The organism is Pseudomonas sp. MIL9 (assembly GCF_016887925.1).
Classification (GTDB): domain Bacteria; phylum Pseudomonadota; class Gammaproteobacteria; order Pseudomonadales; family Pseudomonadaceae; genus Aquipseudomonas; species Aquipseudomonas mohnii.
The window spans coordinates 110,177-126,205 of record NZ_JAFEHE010000006.1 but is presented as its reverse complement, the minus strand read 5'-3'; the positions used below and the strand labels follow the sequence as shown (position 1 = coordinate 126,205).

Here is a 16,029-nt window from a genome sequence, read left to right as displayed (position 1 = left end):
AGCCGAGGTGCTCCATGGATATCATCGAAACGATTAAAGAGCAGATTGCCAACAACACCATTCTGCTTTACATGAAAGGCTCGCCGAATGCCCCGCAGTGTGGCTTCTCCGCGAAAGCCGCGCAGGCCGTGATGGCGTGTGGTGAAAAGTTTGCGTACGTGGACATCCTGCAAAACCCGGAAATCCGCGCCAACCTGCCAAAATACGCCAACTGGCCGACCTTCCCGCAACTGTGGGTGGCGGGTGAGCTGGTTGGCGGTAGCGACATCATGACCGAGATGTCCGCTGATGGTTCGCTGCAGGCGCTGATCAAGGACGCTGCTGCCAAGGCTGCTGCCCAGAAGACCGAAGCCTGATTCGCTTCCTGTAGGAGCGAGCCCGCTCGCGATGGGCTAAAGAGCACTGTGGGGAACCAGGTTCCCCGCGTTATCGTTAACGACCATCGCAAGCAAGCTCAGCTCCTGCAAGAGCAAGTACAAAAAAGCCCCGCCTCTGTAAATGAGAGCGGGGCTTTTTATTGCATCGAGATCAATGGCGGAGAACTTACTCGTCGTCGCCCATCTGCGATTGCAGGTAGTTCTCGATACCAATCTTGTCGATCAGGCCAAGTTGGGTTTCCAGCCAGTCGATATGTTCTTCTTCGGACTCAAGGATATCTTCAAGCAGTTCACGGCTGCCGAAGTCGCCCACTGTTTCGCAATGAGCAATGGCCACCTTGAGGTCGGCATGACCGGTGCGCTCGATGCGCAGGTCGCACTCAAGCATTTCCTTGGTGTGTTCGCCGATCTGCAGCTTGCCCAGGTCCTGAACGTTCGGCAGGCCCTCCAGGAACAGGATGCGCTTGATCAGCTTGTCCGCGTGCTTCATCTCGTCGATGGATTCGTGGTACTCGTGTTTGCCGAGCTTGTTCAGGCCCCAGTCTTCATACATGCGCGCATGCAGAAAGTACTGATTGATCGCGACCAGCTCATTGCCAAGGATTTTGTTGAGATGCTGGATGACTGTTACGTCGCCTTTCATGATGGGGTCCTGCCCTTTATTAGCTATCAATAAGTCGGAGTTTGAGCCGCACACTTAATAGTGTCAAACCTAAGTTATTGAAACTTATATGAAAATTAATAGGAATAAGAATGTTTGTGTTCCGCGTCTGGAACATAAGCGATTGATTTGCTGGCATAAAAAAACCGGACATGCGTCCGGTTTTTTGAAATACGGTATTTATGCTGCTGTAAATTCTGCTGGAAAAGGAATCGCTGCCTGGGCCGTTTGCAGTTTCGTCAGGGTCTCGCGTACCACTTCCTTGGCGAGGCAGGCACATTTGCCGCATTGACCGGCAACGCCGGTTGCCTGGCGGACTTCCTTGTAGCTGCAGCATCCTTCATAGATCGCATCGCGGATTTGGCCGTCGGTGACGCCAGTGCAGAGGCAAACATACATAAGTGAAGACCGTCGCTTGTTTATGCTCGAATGCGGTGGATCTTAATGTTAACGAGAATGATTGTCAAAGTGCTTTCCGAACGCTTTTTCCGGCACTGACGAACGGTTGCTTCCAGGGCGGGTGAAACGAAATCCGGCCTGGCGTTTTCAGGGATCGAGGGAAAAACCGTTGAGGACAGGTCAAACACGCAGTGTATGATGGCCGGTCTTTCCGAAACGGGTTTGTGTCACAGGGCTGTCGCCTGAGGGTGGCAGGCTGGCACCAACCCTGTTTTTACGTTTCTACACCAGGAGATATCCAATGAGCGTACTCGTAGGCAAACAAGCCCCTGACTTCACCGTACCGGCCGTACTCGGCAATGGCGAAATCGTTGACAGCTTCACCCTGTCTTCGGCCATCAAAGGCAAATACGGCCTGGTGTTCTTCTACCCGCTGGACTTCACCTTCGTTTGCCCATCCGAGCTGATCGCTCTGGACAACCGCCTGGCTGACTTCAAGGCGCGCAACGTGGAAGTGGTCGCTGTGTCGATCGACTCGCACTTCACCCACAACGCATGGCGCAACACCCCGGTGAACAACGGCGGTATTGGCCAGGTGGGTTACACCATGGCTGCCGACATCAAGCAGGAAATCATGAAGGCCTACGACGTTCAGTCCGCTGACGGCGTTGCTTTCCGTGGCGTGTTCCTGATCGACGACAAGGGCGTTGTTCGCTCGCAGATCGTCAACGACCTGCCACTGGGCCGTAACATGGAAGAGCTGATCCGTCTGGTCGACGCTCTGCAATTCCACGAAGAGCACGGCGAAGTTTGCCCTGCCAACTGGAAAAAAGGCGACAAAGGCATGAACGCTTCGCCAGAAGGCGTTGCGGCTTACCTGACCGAGCACGCTGCTGCGCTGTAAGGCACGTTCCAGGTACAAAAAAACCGGCCTCTGAGGCCGGTTTTTTTATGCGCGGGATAGAGACCCTGTAGGAGCGAGCTCGCTCGCGATGGATTCCAGAATGCCACGGGGAACCAGACAGCCCGCGTTATCGTTGTCCACCCTCGCGAGCAAGCTCGCTCCTACAGGTGTATCCGGGGCCGCAATCAATCGTCGAAATCTTCCCAGCCGCCCATCTGTTTCCAGCGGTTGACGATGCCGCAGAACAGCTCGGCCGTCTTCTCGGTGTCGTAGCGAGCCGAGTGAGCCTCGCGACCGTCGAAGTCGATATCGGCTGCCTGACAGGCCTTGGCCAGCACGGTTTGGCCATAAGCCAGGCCGGCCAGGGTCGCGGTATCGAAACTGGAGAACGGGTGAAACGGGTTGCGCTTCATGTCCAGGCGCGCGACCGCAGCGTTGAGGAAGCCCAAGTCGAAGCTGCTGTTGTGCCCGACCAGGATCGCCCGTTTGCAGCCATTGGCCTTGAGGGCCTTGCGTACGCCACGGAAGATGTCGTTCAGGGCGGTTTCTTCACTCACGGCCATGCGCAACGGGTGATCAAGCTTGATCCCGGTGAATTCCAGGGCGGCTGCTTCGATGTTCGCGCCTTCGAACGGCTCGACACGGAAGAAGTAGGTGTGATCCGGGTACACAAACCCCTTTTCATCCATGGCGATGGTGGTCGCGGCAATTTCCAGAAGGGCGTCGGTGGCCGAGTTGAAGCCACCGGTTTCTACGTCGACGACAACGGGCAGGTAACCACGGAACCTGGCAGCCATTGGATGACGGGGACCGCCTCCGCCGCCATGACCTTCCTGTTCGTCGTCGAAATGCTCTTCACTCACGCGTGTTCCTCCAGCAGGCGCCAGCGCAGTTTTTCACCGGCGCGCAGCGGGATAACGGTCAGCTCGCCAAACGGCAGGCTGGTGGGGGCGGTCCATTCTTCGCGGACCAGGGTGATGCGATCGGTGTTCGCCGGCAGGCCATAGAACCGCGGGCCGTTGAGGCTGGCGAAGGCTTCCAGCTTGTCCAGCGCATTGCGCTGTTCGAAGGCTTCGGCATACATCTCGATCGCGGCATAGGCGGTGTAGCAGCCAGCGCAGCCACAAGCGGCTTCTTTGGCATGCTGGGCGTGGGGCGCCGAGTCTGTGCCGAGGAAGAACTTCTCGCTGCCGCTGGTGGCGGCGTCGAGCAGGGCTTCCTGGTGCGTATTGCGCTTGAGGATCGGCAGGCAGTAGAAGTGCGGCCGAATCCCGCCCACCAGCATGTGGTTGCGGTTGTATAGCAGGTGATGCGCTGTGATGGTCGCGCCCACGTTGGCCGAAGCCGATTTGACGAACTGCACGGCGTCTGTGGTCGTGATGTGTTCGAACACCACTTTGAGGGTCGGGAAACGCTCGACCACACGGCGCATGTGCTCATCGATGAAGATCTTTTCGCGGTCGAACACATCGACATCGCCACGGGTGACTTCGCCGTGGATCAACAAGGGCATTCCGACTTCGGCCATGGCCTCCAGTGCAGGAAAGATCTTGTCGATGCTGGTGACGCCAGAGTCCGAGTTGGTGGTCGCGCCGGCCGGGTACAACTTGGCGGCGTGGACGAAACCGCAGGCCTTGGCCTCGCGAATTTCTTCAGGCTGGGTGCGGTCGGTCAGGTACAGGACCATCAGCGGTTCGAAATGGCTGCCGGCCGGGCGAGCAGCGAGAATCCGCTGGCGATAGCCGTCGGCCTCAGCCGCATTACGGACCGGCGGAACCAGGTTGGGCATGATGATGGCGCGACCAAAGGTGCGCGCGACATCCGCAACGGTATTGGTCAACACGGCACCATCGCGAAGATGAATGTGCCAGTCGTCGGGACGCAGCAGGGTCAGGCGGTCGGACATGAGGGGATTCCAGGCGGGTCAAACTGAGGGGAATGCTACCGGAAAAGACTCTTGCAGGCACTCGCTATCAAGTTTTACGGGAAGCTTCCGATATCCAACAGGTATGCCGTAAACATATGTGTGTCGGTCTTTTTGTTGTAGAAGCCAGTGGAGCCGCCCGTGCGCCAGCGTTATTTAGCCTTGCTCAGTGTGTTTGCCAGCCTTCCTGCGATGGCGCTCACTTTCCAGACCCGACTGGAGAGCATCGAGTGGACGGTCGAAGGTGACAAGTTCGAATGCAGACTGACCCAGCCGATCACTGATTTCGGCTCGGGACAATTCGTGCGCCGTGCTGGCGAGCAGGCGACGTTTCGTCTGAATGCCTACAACGCCATGATGGGCGGTGGGTCGGCCACCTTGCTGGCGGCGGCTGCGCCCTGGCAGCCGGGGCGGGGCGATATCAACCTGGGTTCGGTGAGAATCGGCAGCGGCAATGTGCTGTTCAACAGTTCGCAGGCGCAGGCCGGGCGATTGATCAGTGGCCTGATGGACGGACGCAGCCCTGTGATCCGGCATTCTTCGGGGGATGGCCGCGTGTCGGAAGTGCGGTTGCTGCCGGTCAAGTTCAGCAAGGCGTTTGCCGACTATCAGGGGTGTGTGGCCAAGTTGTTGCCGCAAAACTTCGAGCAGGTGAAACAATCCGAAGTCGGCTTCCCCGGTGGCGGTATCGACCTGGATGCGGCGGCGAAAGCCAAGCTGCAGGTGATGCTGGAATACATGAAGGCCGATCCGACGGTCAATCACATCGAACTCGACGGCCACTCCGACAACAGCGGCAACCGCCTGACCAACCGTGAGCTGTCGCGGCGCCGGGCCCTGGCGGTCATGGAATTCTTCAAGGCCAATGGCATTCAGGAATCGCAGGTCACCATGCGCTTCCACGGTGAGCGTTACCCGTTGGCACCCAACACCAACAATACCAACAGGGCCAAGAACCGTCGGGTCGCCGTTCGCCTGGAACGCGGAGCTCCGCCGGAGCAGGTGGCCCCGCAGGCCACGAAGCCAAGCACGTCGGCGACTTCCTGACTCGCCGGTCATCGTCGCGCTCTCGACATAATCTGTCGCTTCGTCGTCATAAGCTGTCGCGCCTCTGTAAATTATCCTGCATGAGCGGTAGACTTCCCGGCTTTCCGTAGAACCCCGTGGAGTGATGGCATGGCGGACGTAAACAAGGTCGTTCTGGCGTATTCCGGCGGCCTGGACACTTCGGTGATCCTCAAGTGGCTGCAGGATACTTATAACTGTGAAGTGGTGACCTTCACCGCTGACCTGGGTCAGGGCGAAGAGGTCGAACCGGCACGCGCCAAGGCTCAGGCCATGGGCGTGAAAGAGATCTACATCGACGACTTGCGCGAAGAGTTCGTGCGCGATTTCGTTTTCCCGATGTTCCGCGCCAACACCGTTTACGAAGGCGAGTACCTGCTGGGTACTTCCATCGCTCGTCCGTTGATCGCCAAACGCCTGATCGAAATCGCCAACGAAACCGGCGCTGACGCCATTTCCCACGGCGCCACCGGCAAGGGCAACGACCAGGTTCGTTTCGAACTGGGCGCCTATGCCTTGAAACCAGGTGTGAAAGTGATTGCCCCTTGGCGCGAGTGGGACCTGCTGTCCCGCGAGAAGCTGATGGACTACGCCGAGAAGCACGGCATCCCGATCGAGCGTCACGGCAAGAAGAAATCCCCGTACTCGATGGATGCCAACCTGCTGCACATCTCCTATGAAGGCGGCGTGCTGGAAGACACCTGGACCGAGCACGAAGAAGACATGTGGCGTTGGACCGTCTCCCCGGAGAAGGCGCCTGACAAGCCGCAGTATCTGGAATTGACCTACCGCAACGGCGACATCGTCGCACTGGACGGCGTCGAAATGACCCCGGCTACCGTGCTGGCGACGCTGAACCGTATCGGTGGCGAACACGGCATCGGCCGTCTGGACATCGTCGAGAACCGTTACGTGGGCATGAAGTCCCGTGGCTGCTACGAGACACCTGGCGGCACCATCATGCTGCGCGCCCACCGTGCGATCGAATCGATCACCCTGGACCGCGAAGTGGCTCACCTCAAGGACGAGTTGATGCCGAAGTACGCCAGCCTGATCTACACCGGCTACTGGTGGAGCCCAGAGCGTCTGATGCTGCAACAGATGATCGACGCGTCCCAGGCTCACGTGAATGGCGTTGTGCGCCTGAAGCTGTACAAGGGCAATGTGATCGTGACCGGTCGCAAGTCCGACGAGTCGTTGTTCGATGCCAACATCGCGACCTTCGAGGAAGATGGCGGCGCCTACAATCAGGCCGACGCGGCAGGTTTCATCAAGCTCAACGCATTGCGCATGCGCATTGCTGCGAACAAGGGCCGGAAGCTTTTCTGAGACCTTTGAGCGGGTAAGGGATTTGTGGCCTCGTCATCGACGAGGCCACAAGCCCGAAATAGTGTTTATCTGGTCCTTCGACATCGCGATTTTCTTGTCACCCTCTTTATCTGCTATCTGTCTCCCTCTGATATTTCCCGCACGTCTCTGATATCGATTGGCCGCTATGGTCAATGACCGTCACCTCATGTGAGTTCAAATTGTAAGCAGCGCAAAATGTGGTGCTAGGGCACTTGTGCGTCAGCTTGGAATGTTTGATTGCACAGTTTTTCAGTACGGTCTCCGATTCTGCGCAGGTGAGAAACAAAATCACGTGTGCCTGCCTGTCCCGTGGCCTTTCGATATTCTCCAATAAAGCGCTGAACTCGATTTTTTTGCTCAGGCAGCGTGCATCAATGATGCACAACTCCTTGAGCAGCGCGGTCATTCGGATGTGATATTCAACCGAGAGCCGATCCTCCAGGCCTGGGTCTACGAGCGAGGCCTGGGCGGCGCAGGGGGGCGAAGCGGATCGCCAGGCATCCACTGGCTTATGCCGTTCAGTCTGTTCACTTGAGGTCGTTGTGTGACTGTTTTCCGGATGCTTGGGCTTGTCCAGCACTTTTATGAAGTGCTTTCCCTTGTCAAAATCCGAAGGCGCATACAGCGACCGATAATTAAAGTTGAGTGTGACGAAGAATAGAAGCAGTAAATAAAAGGGGAAGCTGATCAGGAACCATATGTAAATTTCTCTTTCCTTATTGTCCAGAAAGGGTAGGGAAATTGCTGCGGATGTTTCAGAAAGTGTTGCGAATATCGCGATAACGGTCATGGGGTTGGTGATTCTTTTTTTGAGTTTTGTCATGTCTTTCACTCATATTTAATTTGTCTTTTCTCGGTGGGTTAATGAAACTATTTTAGTTTGGTGTTGTTAATGATTTGAATTTATATGGGGAGTATATCTATTTTAATGTGTGTGAACGTTGTGTTGATTTAATTTGGCTTGGCTGGAAGTGGGTTTTAAAGTGTGTCTTTGTAATGATTGTTTGTCAGGATTTTTTCGCTGTAAGAGTAAGTGGATGCGTGGTGTGTGATATTTCTGGTATGAATATAAGTACGGAAAATATCGGTTACTTTTTGGCCATTGTTGAGTGGGCTATATCAGCCAGACTGCGGTTGCTTCGATTTTTGGCTCAACTTTTTTGTTGTAAATTGATACGAAAAACCGTTGAGAATTGAATTGTCTTCCCGTGGGTTTCGTTTTCTCAGCCTTGCTGAGACGGTTTTTTTGTAAGACTAATCCGCGATATTTGTAGGGAATGTCTCTCGGTGTAGGTGGCTGGGGGGGGCGGCATGCCATGGGTGAAACGACTAGGCTATTGTGCGGGCTCTAAAAATTCGAACAGCGAAATTGGACTGCCCATGAATAAAGTGCTGATCGTGGATGATCACCCCGTCATTCGTCTTGCGGTACGTATGCTGATGGAACGTCATGGCTACGAAGTCATTGCAGAAACAGATAATGGCGTGGATGCATTGCAACTTGCGCGTGAACATATGCCGGACATTGTCATTCTGGATATTGGAATACCGAAACTGGATGGGTTGGAAGTCATTGCCCGACTGTCATCCACTGCGATGCCAATGAAAGTATTGATATTGACGTCCCAGGCGCCTGGACATTTTTCCATGCGTTGCATGCAGTCGGGGGCTGCCGGGTATGTCTGCAAGCAACAGGACCTCACTGAGTTGCTCAGTGCAATAAAGGCCGTTTTGTCCGGTTACAGCTACTTTCCCAATCAGGCCTTGCATACCGTTCGCGCTAGTTTGGGTAATGCCAGTGAAGCCGATATGGTGGATCGTCTGTCAGGACGGGAAATGATGGTCTTGCAACAGTTGGCCAAGGGCAAGACTAACAAGGAGATTGCCGATGGGATGTTCCTTAGCAACAAAACCGTTAGTACTTACAAGACTCGCCTGCTGTTGAAACTCAATGCGCGCTCTCTGGTGGACCTGATTGAATTGGCCCAGCGCAACGGGCTGGTGTGATTGCATCAAGCGATGAGCGGCATTTACCGCACGGCAGCCAAAGTAAAAAGCCTCCGTTTCGGGAGGCTTTTAGGTGTCATAGGTCAAAGTCGTAATCGGCCAATTGCTTTTGCAGTCGGCGCTCCTCCAGCAGATTGTCGATGGTACGGCGTTTGCTCAGGTTGGTTTTCGCCACTTCAACCACAGGTTCAGCGTCATCGGCCTCAATGGGGGTAAAGTCGTCTTCTACGTCCAATTGCTCTTTGCCAGTGCTCATTTAGTTACTCCAGGCTAAGACTGCCTTTGGGGCTCCTTATATCGACAATCTCCCGGCGGGTAAAAAAGATTTTTTCAATCGATAAATCAATAATTCCAATAGCGCCTCAATCGTCGGAGGTCTTGTGCTTGTATTCGCACAAGTCTTCGATGCGACAACTGCCGCAGCGGGGCTTGCGAGCCAGGCAAACATAGCGCCCGTGGAGGATCAGCCAGTGATGGGAATCGAGCAGGTATTGCTTGGGCACGAATTTCATCAGTTTTTTCTCGACCTCGACCACATTCTTGCCCGGCGCAATGCCGGTGCGGTTGCTGACTCGGAAGATATGGGTGTCCACAGCCATGGTCAGTTGGCGGAATGCTGTGTTGAGCACCACATTGGCGGTCTTGCGGCCAACACCGGGCAGCGCTTCCAGTTCCTCTCGGGTCTGCGGCACTTCGCCAGCATGGCGCTCCACCAGCAGGCGACAGGTTTCGATCACGTTCTTCGCTTTGCTGTTGTACAGGCCGATGGTCTTGATGTATTCCGACAGTCCTTCGACGCCCAGGGCATATATCGCCGCCGGCGTATTGGCGACCGGGAACAGTTTCGCCGTGGCCTTGTTGACGCCGACATCGGTCGATTGCGCCGAGAGAATCACAGCAATCAGTAATTCAAACGGTGAGGAATAGGCCAGTTCGGTCTTCGGTTCCGGGTTGTCTTCATGCAGCCTGCGGAAAATTTCCAGACGTTTTGCGGCATTCATGGGCAGTGAGTTTCCTCGAAGACGTTCAATTTAAGGTGTGGGGCGGTGCCAGATCTGCCAGAGGGCAATCAGCAATCCCAGCAGAATGAATCCGCCTGGGGCCAGCGTGGTCAGGCGCAAGCCACCGTCGGTGGCCAATATCCAGCCTTCCCGATGCGCCGGCGCGGCATTCGTCAGCCATGACAGGTGGCTACCGAAGGTCCCGCGGCCAATGAGTTCCCGGAGCAGCCCCAGGCCCACCATCAATGCGCCGAACGAGCCATACACACGCAGGCGATCCGGCCAGGTTCTCTGGAAAAATCCAGTGCAGTCCAACACCACGCATTGCAAGGCAACCAGCCCGGCATAAATGCCCAGGTCCTGATGCCATTGCAGCGACCAGAGTTGGGCGCCGAGTTCCGCGCAACTGGTCAATGTGGCGGCGAGCAGCACGCTTGCCAGCAAGTGCGTCGCCGGGAGCAGTCGAGGCCGCAATGCATTCATGCACAGAGCGAAAATGCAGGTCACCACGATGAACATCAGCGTCAGGCCCGCAGCGGTCATCAGCGAGCCGGTAGCGCCGATCAACGGTGCAAGCATCAGCGAGTTTTGCACGAGGGATGATTTATTCATGGGAAGGACTCCCGAACAGTGCTTGCCGGTGCTCATCGCAGTAGCGCAAAGCGTCATGGGTGGCGTTGATCACCGCTCTTGATGTGATGGTCGCCCCCGCGATCTGATCGAATTGCCCCTGATCCTTTTTCAGCGCCCAGCCATTGTCGCCGGGATCGGTCCGAGACTTGCCGGAAAACATCTGAAGCCAGACATTCGGCCAATCGGCGATTCGTGCGCCAAGCCCCGGGGTTTCGGATTGCTTCAGGGTTTTGACCCCGACCAACCGGCCATTGGCATCGACGGCGATCAGCAAGTCGATGGCACCCGCATAACCCAGGGTCTGGCTGCGCAGCAACACGGCATAGGGCTGGCCGGACCTGCTTGCCAGGTAACCACCCAGCAGCGTGCTGTTGGTCAAGGCTGTGACTTCGAGTGCGAGCGGCTGTTCCAGTGGCTGATTGTCGTAGCTGTCGGGGGGCAGCAGGTCAAGCAGGTTACGACTGTCGATCAGGTGCTGTTGGGCGGCAATGCGGGAGGCGCTGGTGTATTGCACGAAGTAGGTCGAGCCAATGCCAAGACCTGCCATTACCACAAGGATCGCAACGCTCGATGCTCGGCTCATGGCGAAATCCGTTCCTGCCTGGACGCGACAAACCGCTCCAGCGCCGGTACACACAGGTTCATTAACAGGACGGCGAACGCCACGCCGTCGGGATAGCCACCCCAGGTGCGGATCAGATAGGTCAATAGTCCGACACCCGCGCCGAACAGCAGTCGTGCGCCGGGGCTTTTCGCACCGGACACCGGTTCCGTCACGATGAAAAATGCCCCCAGCATGCTGGCGCCGCTGAGCAGATGAAACAGCGGCGAACCATGGGAGTCGGAGCCCGAACCGTTCCAGCACAACAAGCTGATAAGGAACAGGCTGGCGAGCATGCCGACTGGCGTGTGCCAACTGAACAGGCGTTGTTGCAGCAGAAATGCGCCGCCCGCCAGAAACGCCAGATTCACCCATTCCACACCTCGACCACCGAATTGGCCAAATGCAGGATGAGTGGCGAACAGTTCATCCATGGTCAGGCTTTTGTTGATCCTCAAGCCGTCCAGCGCCGTGGCCTGGACCCAGGCATCCGGCACCTGACCCCAACCGAAAACTTGCTGGAGTCCGCCCATCAGGTCCATGCCGTGGGAGGATGGCCAGTGCGTCATTTGTTGCGGAAACGTCACCAGCACCAGGGCAAAGCCAAGCATCGCCGGATTGAACGGATTTTTGCCCACGCCCCCATACAAGTGCTTGCCGAACAGCATGGCGGACGCGGCGGCACTGACCGTCAACCACCAAGGGCAGTAAGGTGGCAGGGCCAGGGCCAGCAATGTCGCGCTGACCAGTGCACTGCCGTCGCTCAGGGTCGGCTGGAGTGAGCGCTTGCGCAACTTCAACACCGCCGCTTCAGCGGCCAAAGCGCTCACCGCCGCCAGAACCAGGTTGATCAAGACCCCCCAGCCGTACAGCCAGAACAACGCGAGCATGCCCGGCAACGTAGCCAGGAGTACCCGCTGCATGGCCTGCTGAAGGCGCTCGTCGACCGCGTCAAGGGGCGACATGGGCATCCACCTGACGCTCGGCTTCCAGCAGGCGAGCGCGGGCCTTCTCCATCTGTTCGGCGGGGGTGTCGGCGCGACGTTCGAGTTTGCTGACGTCAGCGCGGGCATAGGCCAGTTCGGTCTTCAGTTGCCGGAGCTGGCTGTCGATCGGACGCTTTTCCACGCGCGCCAGGTCTGGCAAGGGTTGTTCACTGAGCGCTTCGGCGGCATGCAAGGCTTGCTCGGCCTCGCTGAGCGCGCGTTCCAGGGTTTCGATCTGTTCAGCGGGCGCTTGAAGGGTCTGAGCCTTCTTGAGTTCGGCGCGGCGCATGGCCAACTGGATCTTGGCCCGTTTCAGATCGGCATCTTTTACTGGCGCAATGGCGGGCGCGGGCGCAGCCGTGCTTTCCAGCAGCGCCAAGGCCTGCTCGGCCGCTTCGAACTGCTGTTGCAGGACGACCAACTGCGATTGCTGCTCGAAGGTCGGCGGATGGCCGAAGGCCTTGAGCGATTTGTTCAATTGCGCCCGACTCATCGCCAGATCGATCTTGGCTTTCTTCAGTGCCGCATCGGCAGTGGCGGCCTTTTGCGCGCGGACGCGTTCAAGGGCGGCCTGCACCGGGTCGAGCGTCGCTGCGCTGGGTTGGGCGGCACGTTGCGCCCGGGCCTGTCGTTCGGCAGCCTTCAGTTCTTCTTCACGTTGCAAGCGGGCGTTGCGTTGCTCGAAACGGCGTCGCGCCCGATTGCGTTTGGCCGTGCGGGCGCGTTGCTCATCAAGGCTGAATGCCAGGCCGCCGACAATCGGCAGCACTGTGGAGATCGGCAACGGATGCATTTCAATGCAGTCGACCGGGCAGGGCGCCACGCAGAGGTCGCAACCGGTGCACTCGTCGATGATGACCGTGTGCATCAGTTTGGCCGCGCCGACGATGGCGTCTACCGGGCAGGCCTGGATGCATTTGGTGCAGCCAATGCATTCGGCCTCGCGGATATAGGCGATCTGCGCCGGAGCCGCCCCCCGGCTGATGTCCAGTTCCAGCACCGGTACGTGCAGCAGTTCGGCCAGGGCGTTGATGGTTTCGCTGCCGCCCGGCGGGCACTTGTTGATGGGCTCGCCGCTGGCGATACCTTCGGCGTAGGGCTTGCATCCGGGATGGCCGCACTTGCCGCATTGAGTCTGTGGCAAGAGGGCGTCGATGCGTTGAATCAGACTCATGTTTTGATCAGTCCGCTGAATCCGAGAAAAGCCACTGCGATCAGGCCGGCGCTGATCAGGTCGATCGGCAGGCCGCGAAAGGGCAGGGGAATATCGTTATCGAGTGTGCGTTGGCGCAGGTCTTGAAACAGGCTCAGCACCAGCCAGAAACCCAGCCCGGCACCCAGGCTCAGGGCGGTGGCGTGAAAGAACCCTTGGTCATCCTCGGCGTTGAGCAGCGCTACGCCAAGCACGCCCGCATTGCCCAGCAGCAACAACCAGAGCCCCTCGAAGGAGAGTGTCGGGAATATCCGCCCCAGCAACGTCAGCAACGGAGCAATCAACAACACGCTCAAGGGCAGAAACACAAACAGCCGCAGCGAAGCCATGTCCAATGGCACCAGCAACCCGTGGTAAAGCGCATGGCCAAGGGTGCCGACAATCAACATCAGGCACGTGGTCGCGAGGCCCAGTGCATGGACCTGCTGGCGCTTGCTGCCCAGCAGCGGATCGACACCCAGCGGCCAGTGCAACACGAGGTTGTTGATCAAGGCTGCACTGATAAGCGTAAGAAGCGTTTCGGTCATGATCGTGCCGGCAAGAACGGGGCTTTTTAACGGGAGCGGTCTAAAAAGCTTAGGCATTATCCGGCAAGGGCGGAGGGTGGGCCAGACATGAAAATCCCACAGTCGCGCCAGGCACGACTGTGGGATCGGTTTGCCGCAGTAACCTTACTTGATCCGCTGACCAGGCTTGGCGCCGCTGTCAGGGCTGAGCAGGTAGATCTCTTCACCACCAGGGCCGGCCGCCATCACCATGCCTTCGGAGATGCCGAACTTCATTTTGCGGGGCTTGAGGTTGGCGATCATCATGGTCAGCCGACCATCGAGCTTGGACGGATCCGGGTAAGCGCTCTTGATGCCGGAGAACACGTTGCGTTGCTCGTCACCGATGTCGAGGGTCAGGCGCAACAGCTTGTCGGCCCCTTCCACGTGTTCGGCCTTGACGATCAGGGCGACGCGCAGGTCGACCGCCGCAAAGGTGTCGAACTCGATTTCCGGTGACAGCGGATCCTTGGCCAGCTCGCCGTTGCCGGTCGTTGCGGCGGCGCCGGTGTCGGTCTGGCTGACCGTCAGGTCTTCTTTCGATGCATCGGTCATGGCTTGCACTTTGACCGGGTCGATCCGGGTCATCAGCGGCTTGAACTCGTTCAGCTGATGGTTGGCGAGCCAGGTCGCATGGTCGTTCCAGGTCAACGGGGCCACGTTGAGGAACGCCTCGGCATCGGCGGCCAGCAGTGGCAGCACCGGTTTGAGGAAGATCACCAGTTGGCGGAACAGGTTGACGCCGGTGGCGCAGATAGCCTGCACCTCGTCCTGCTTGCCTTCCTGCTTGTTCAGCGACCACGGTGCCTTGTCGGCGATCCAGGCGTTGGCGCGGTCGGCCAGGCCCATGATTTCGCGCATGGCGCGGGCGAAGTCGCGGGCTTCATAGGCGTCGGCGATGCCTGGCGCGGCGGCCAGGAACGCTTCGGTCAGTTCCGGCGCGGCGTTGGTGTCGACCATCACGCCGGCGTTGCCTTTGTGGATGAAACCGGCGCAACGGCTGGCGATGTTGACGACTTTGCCCACCAGGTCGGAGTTGACCTTCTGCACGAAGTCTTCGAGGTTCAGGTCCAGGTCATCGACGCCACGGCTCAGTTTGGCCGCGTAGTAGTAACGCAGGTATTCCGGCGACAGGTGATCCAGGTAGGTCCGGGCCTTGATGAAGGTGCCGCGGGACTTGGACATTTTCTGGCCGTTGACGGTCAGGTAGCCGTGCACGTTGATGCCGGTCGGCTTGCGGTAGCCCGCACCTTCAAGCATCGCGGGCCAGAACAGGGCGTGGAAGTTGACGATGTCCTTGCCGATGAAGTGATACAGCTCGGCGGTGGAGTCTTTGCCCCAGAACGCGTCGAAGTCCAGCTCCGGCGTACGGCTGCACAGGTTCTTGAAACTCGCCATGTAGCCGATCGGCGCGTCCAGCCAGACGTAGAAGTATTTGCCCGGCTCGTCGGGGATCTCAAAACCGAAGTACGGCGCATCGCGGGAGATGTCCCACTGTTGCAGGCCCGCGTCCAGCCATTCGGCGATCTTGTTGGCGACGGCGTCTTGAAGGGTCCCGCTGCGGGTCCAGGTTTGCAGCATTTCCTGGAAGTCCGGCAGCTTGAAGAAGAAGTGCTGGGAATCCTTGAGCACCGGAGTGGCGCCGGAAATTGCCGACTTCGGATCTTTCAGGTCGGTCGGTGCGTAGGTCGCGCCGCATTTTTCGCAGTTATCGCCGTACTGGTCTTCGGTGCCGCATTTCGGGCAGGTGCCCTTGATGAAGCGGTCGGCCAGGAACATTTTCTTTTCCGGGTCGAAATACTGGGTGATCGAGCGCGTGGCGATGTGCCCGGCGTCACGCAGCTTCAGATAGATCTGGCTCGACAGCTCACGGTTTTCTTCGGCGTGAGTGGAGTGGAAATTATCGAAGTTGACCAGGAAGTCGGCAAAGTCGGCGCTGTGTTCAGCCTGGACGTTGGCGATCAGTTGTTCCGGGGTGATGCCTTCCTTTTCCGCGCGCAGCATGATCGCCGAACCGTGGGCGTCGTCGGCGCAGACATAAATGCATTGGTTGCCGCGGTGCTTCTGGAAGCGCACCCACATATCGGTCTGGATGTACTCCAGCATATGGCCAAGGTGAATCGAACCATTGGCATAGGGCAGGGCGCTGGTGACGAGAATCTTGCGTGGCTCGGACATGGGGCTCGGCTACTTGATGAAACGGAGGTCGGCCACTATAAAGCGCCGGCGCATATTTTTCACCCCGTGGCTCAGGGGAGTTGTGTTGCAAATGCGCTTATATGTGGCGAGGAGGCTTGCCCCCGTCGGCTGCGAGAAGGCGAATGCGTCAAGTCTGGAACACTGCGTGGGTTTTATTGGGGGCC

At 57.9% G+C, this 16,029-nt stretch carries 18 protein-coding genes; 5 read left to right on the top strand and 13 right to left on the bottom strand.

Going from position 1 to position 16,029, the window contains the following annotated elements; all coding sequences use genetic code 11:
* Nucleotides 1–14 precede the first annotated feature (14 nt).
* Entirely contained in the window at nt 15–356 is a 342-nt protein-coding gene (gene grxD, locus JQF37_RS08955; RefSeq protein ID WP_047532696.1) for a Grx4 family monothiol glutaredoxin, read from the top strand.
* A gap of 187 nt (nt 357–543) precedes the next feature.
* Here grxD and bfr read toward each other — a convergent pair whose 3' ends face one another.
* Complete coding sequence (gene bfr, locus JQF37_RS08950; RefSeq protein ID WP_130204466.1) at nt 544–1,020, bottom strand: bacterioferritin; 477 nt, start codon at nt 1,018–1,020, stop codon at nt 544–546.
* Between the two features lie 198 nt (nt 1,021–1,218).
* Nucleotides 1,219–1,437 carry a bacterioferritin-associated ferredoxin gene (locus tag JQF37_RS08945; protein ID WP_081997943.1) on the bottom strand — a complete coding sequence of 73 codons (219 nt, stop codon included), beginning with the start codon at nt 1,435–1,437 and terminating at the stop codon, nt 1,219–1,221.
* Nucleotides 1,438–1,738: 301 nt separating this feature from the next.
* On the opposite strand from JQF37_RS08945, the gene JQF37_RS08940 reads away from it, so the two are divergent.
* Nucleotides 1,739–2,341, top strand: a complete 603-nt coding sequence (locus JQF37_RS08940) for a peroxiredoxin (RefSeq protein ID WP_130204467.1) — start codon at nt 1,739–1,741, stop codon at nt 2,339–2,341.
* A gap of 185 nt (nt 2,342–2,526) precedes the next feature.
* Here the strand turns inward: JQF37_RS08940 and rnt are convergent, their stop codons facing one another.
* Together rnt and pyrC are read right to left on the bottom strand one after the other, a co-directional pair.
* On the bottom strand, nt 2,527–3,204 hold the full coding sequence (gene rnt / locus JQF37_RS08935) for a ribonuclease T (RefSeq protein ID WP_047532689.1): 678 nt from the start codon (nt 3,202–3,204) through the stop codon (nt 2,527–2,529).
* Complete coding sequence (gene pyrC / locus JQF37_RS08930) at nt 3,201–4,247, bottom strand: dihydroorotase (RefSeq protein WP_130204468.1); 1,047 nt, start codon at nt 4,245–4,247, stop codon at nt 3,201–3,203. Before pyrC ends, rnt begins: the two co-directional genes overlap by 4 nt.
* 159 nt (nt 4,248–4,406) lie before the next feature.
* Between pyrC and JQF37_RS08925 the strand changes: the two genes are divergently transcribed.
* The gene (locus JQF37_RS08925) at nt 4,407–5,312 is read left to right on the top strand and encodes an OmpA family protein (RefSeq protein WP_130204469.1); all 906 of its coding nucleotides are present in this window, start codon (nt 4,407–4,409) and stop codon (nt 5,310–5,312) included.
* Between the two features lie 129 nt (nt 5,313–5,441).
* Nucleotides 5,442–6,659 carry an argininosuccinate synthase gene (locus JQF37_RS08920; protein WP_130204470.1) on the top strand — a complete coding sequence of 406 codons (1,218 nt, stop codon included), beginning with the start codon at nt 5,442–5,444 and terminating at the stop codon, nt 6,657–6,659.
* A 106-nt stretch (nt 6,660–6,765) separates the two neighbouring features.
* Here JQF37_RS08920 and JQF37_RS08915 read toward each other — a convergent pair whose 3' ends face one another.
* The gene (locus JQF37_RS08915) at nt 6,766–7,503 is read right to left on the bottom strand and encodes a hypothetical protein (RefSeq protein WP_130204471.1); all 738 of its coding nucleotides are present in this window, start codon (nt 7,501–7,503) and stop codon (nt 6,766–6,768) included.
* 557 nt (nt 7,504–8,060) lie between these two features.
* On the opposite strand from JQF37_RS08915, the gene JQF37_RS08910 reads away from it, so the two are divergent.
* Nucleotides 8,061–8,687, top strand: coding sequence for a response regulator transcription factor (locus JQF37_RS08910; protein WP_047532683.1), 627 nt, complete (start codon nt 8,061–8,063; stop codon nt 8,685–8,687).
* Between the two features lie 76 nt (nt 8,688–8,763).
* On the opposite strand, the gene JQF37_RS08905 is transcribed toward JQF37_RS08910, so the two are convergent.
* The 8 genes from JQF37_RS08905 to metG all read right to left on the bottom strand — a co-directional run bounded on the left by JQF37_RS08905 (nt 8,764) and on the right by metG (nt 15,844).
* Nucleotides 8,764–8,943, bottom strand: a complete 180-nt coding sequence (locus JQF37_RS08905) for a hypothetical protein (protein ID WP_047532681.1) — start codon at nt 8,941–8,943, stop codon at nt 8,764–8,766.
* A 106-nt stretch (nt 8,944–9,049) separates the two neighbouring features.
* Nucleotides 9,050–9,688, bottom strand: coding sequence for an endonuclease III (gene nth, locus JQF37_RS08900; protein ID WP_130204472.1), 639 nt, complete (start codon nt 9,686–9,688; stop codon nt 9,050–9,052).
* A gap of 30 nt (nt 9,689–9,718) precedes the next feature.
* Nucleotides 9,719–10,300 (bottom strand): Rnf-Nqr domain containing protein, encoded by a 582-nt coding sequence (locus JQF37_RS08895; protein WP_130204473.1) that lies wholly within the window; start codon nt 10,298–10,300, stop codon nt 9,719–9,721.
* Nucleotides 10,293–10,904, bottom strand: coding sequence for an RnfABCDGE type electron transport complex subunit G (locus tag JQF37_RS08890; RefSeq protein WP_130204474.1), 612 nt, complete (start codon nt 10,902–10,904; stop codon nt 10,293–10,295). Before JQF37_RS08890 ends, JQF37_RS08895 begins: the two co-directional genes overlap by 8 nt.
* Nucleotides 10,901–11,887, bottom strand: a complete 987-nt coding sequence (locus JQF37_RS08885; RefSeq protein WP_204149618.1) for an RnfABCDGE type electron transport complex subunit D — start codon at nt 11,885–11,887, stop codon at nt 10,901–10,903. The genes JQF37_RS08890 and JQF37_RS08885 overlap by 4 nt, the downstream gene beginning before the upstream one ends.
* Nucleotides 11,874–13,082 (bottom strand): electron transport complex subunit RsxB, encoded by a 1,209-nt coding sequence (gene rsxB, locus JQF37_RS08880; RefSeq protein ID WP_130204476.1) that lies wholly within the window; start codon nt 13,080–13,082, stop codon nt 11,874–11,876. The genes JQF37_RS08885 and rsxB overlap by 14 nt, the downstream gene beginning before the upstream one ends.
* Nucleotides 13,079–13,648: an Rnf-Nqr domain containing protein gene (locus JQF37_RS08875; protein WP_130204477.1), complete on the bottom strand. Its 570-nt coding sequence runs from the start codon at nt 13,646–13,648 to the stop codon at nt 13,079–13,081. The genes rsxB and JQF37_RS08875 overlap by 4 nt, the downstream gene beginning before the upstream one ends.
* Before the next feature lie 144 nt (nt 13,649–13,792).
* Entirely contained in the window at nt 13,793–15,844 is a 2,052-nt protein-coding gene (gene metG / locus JQF37_RS08870) for a methionine--tRNA ligase (protein WP_130204478.1), read from the bottom strand.
* Nucleotides 15,845–16,029: the final 185 nt, after the last annotated feature.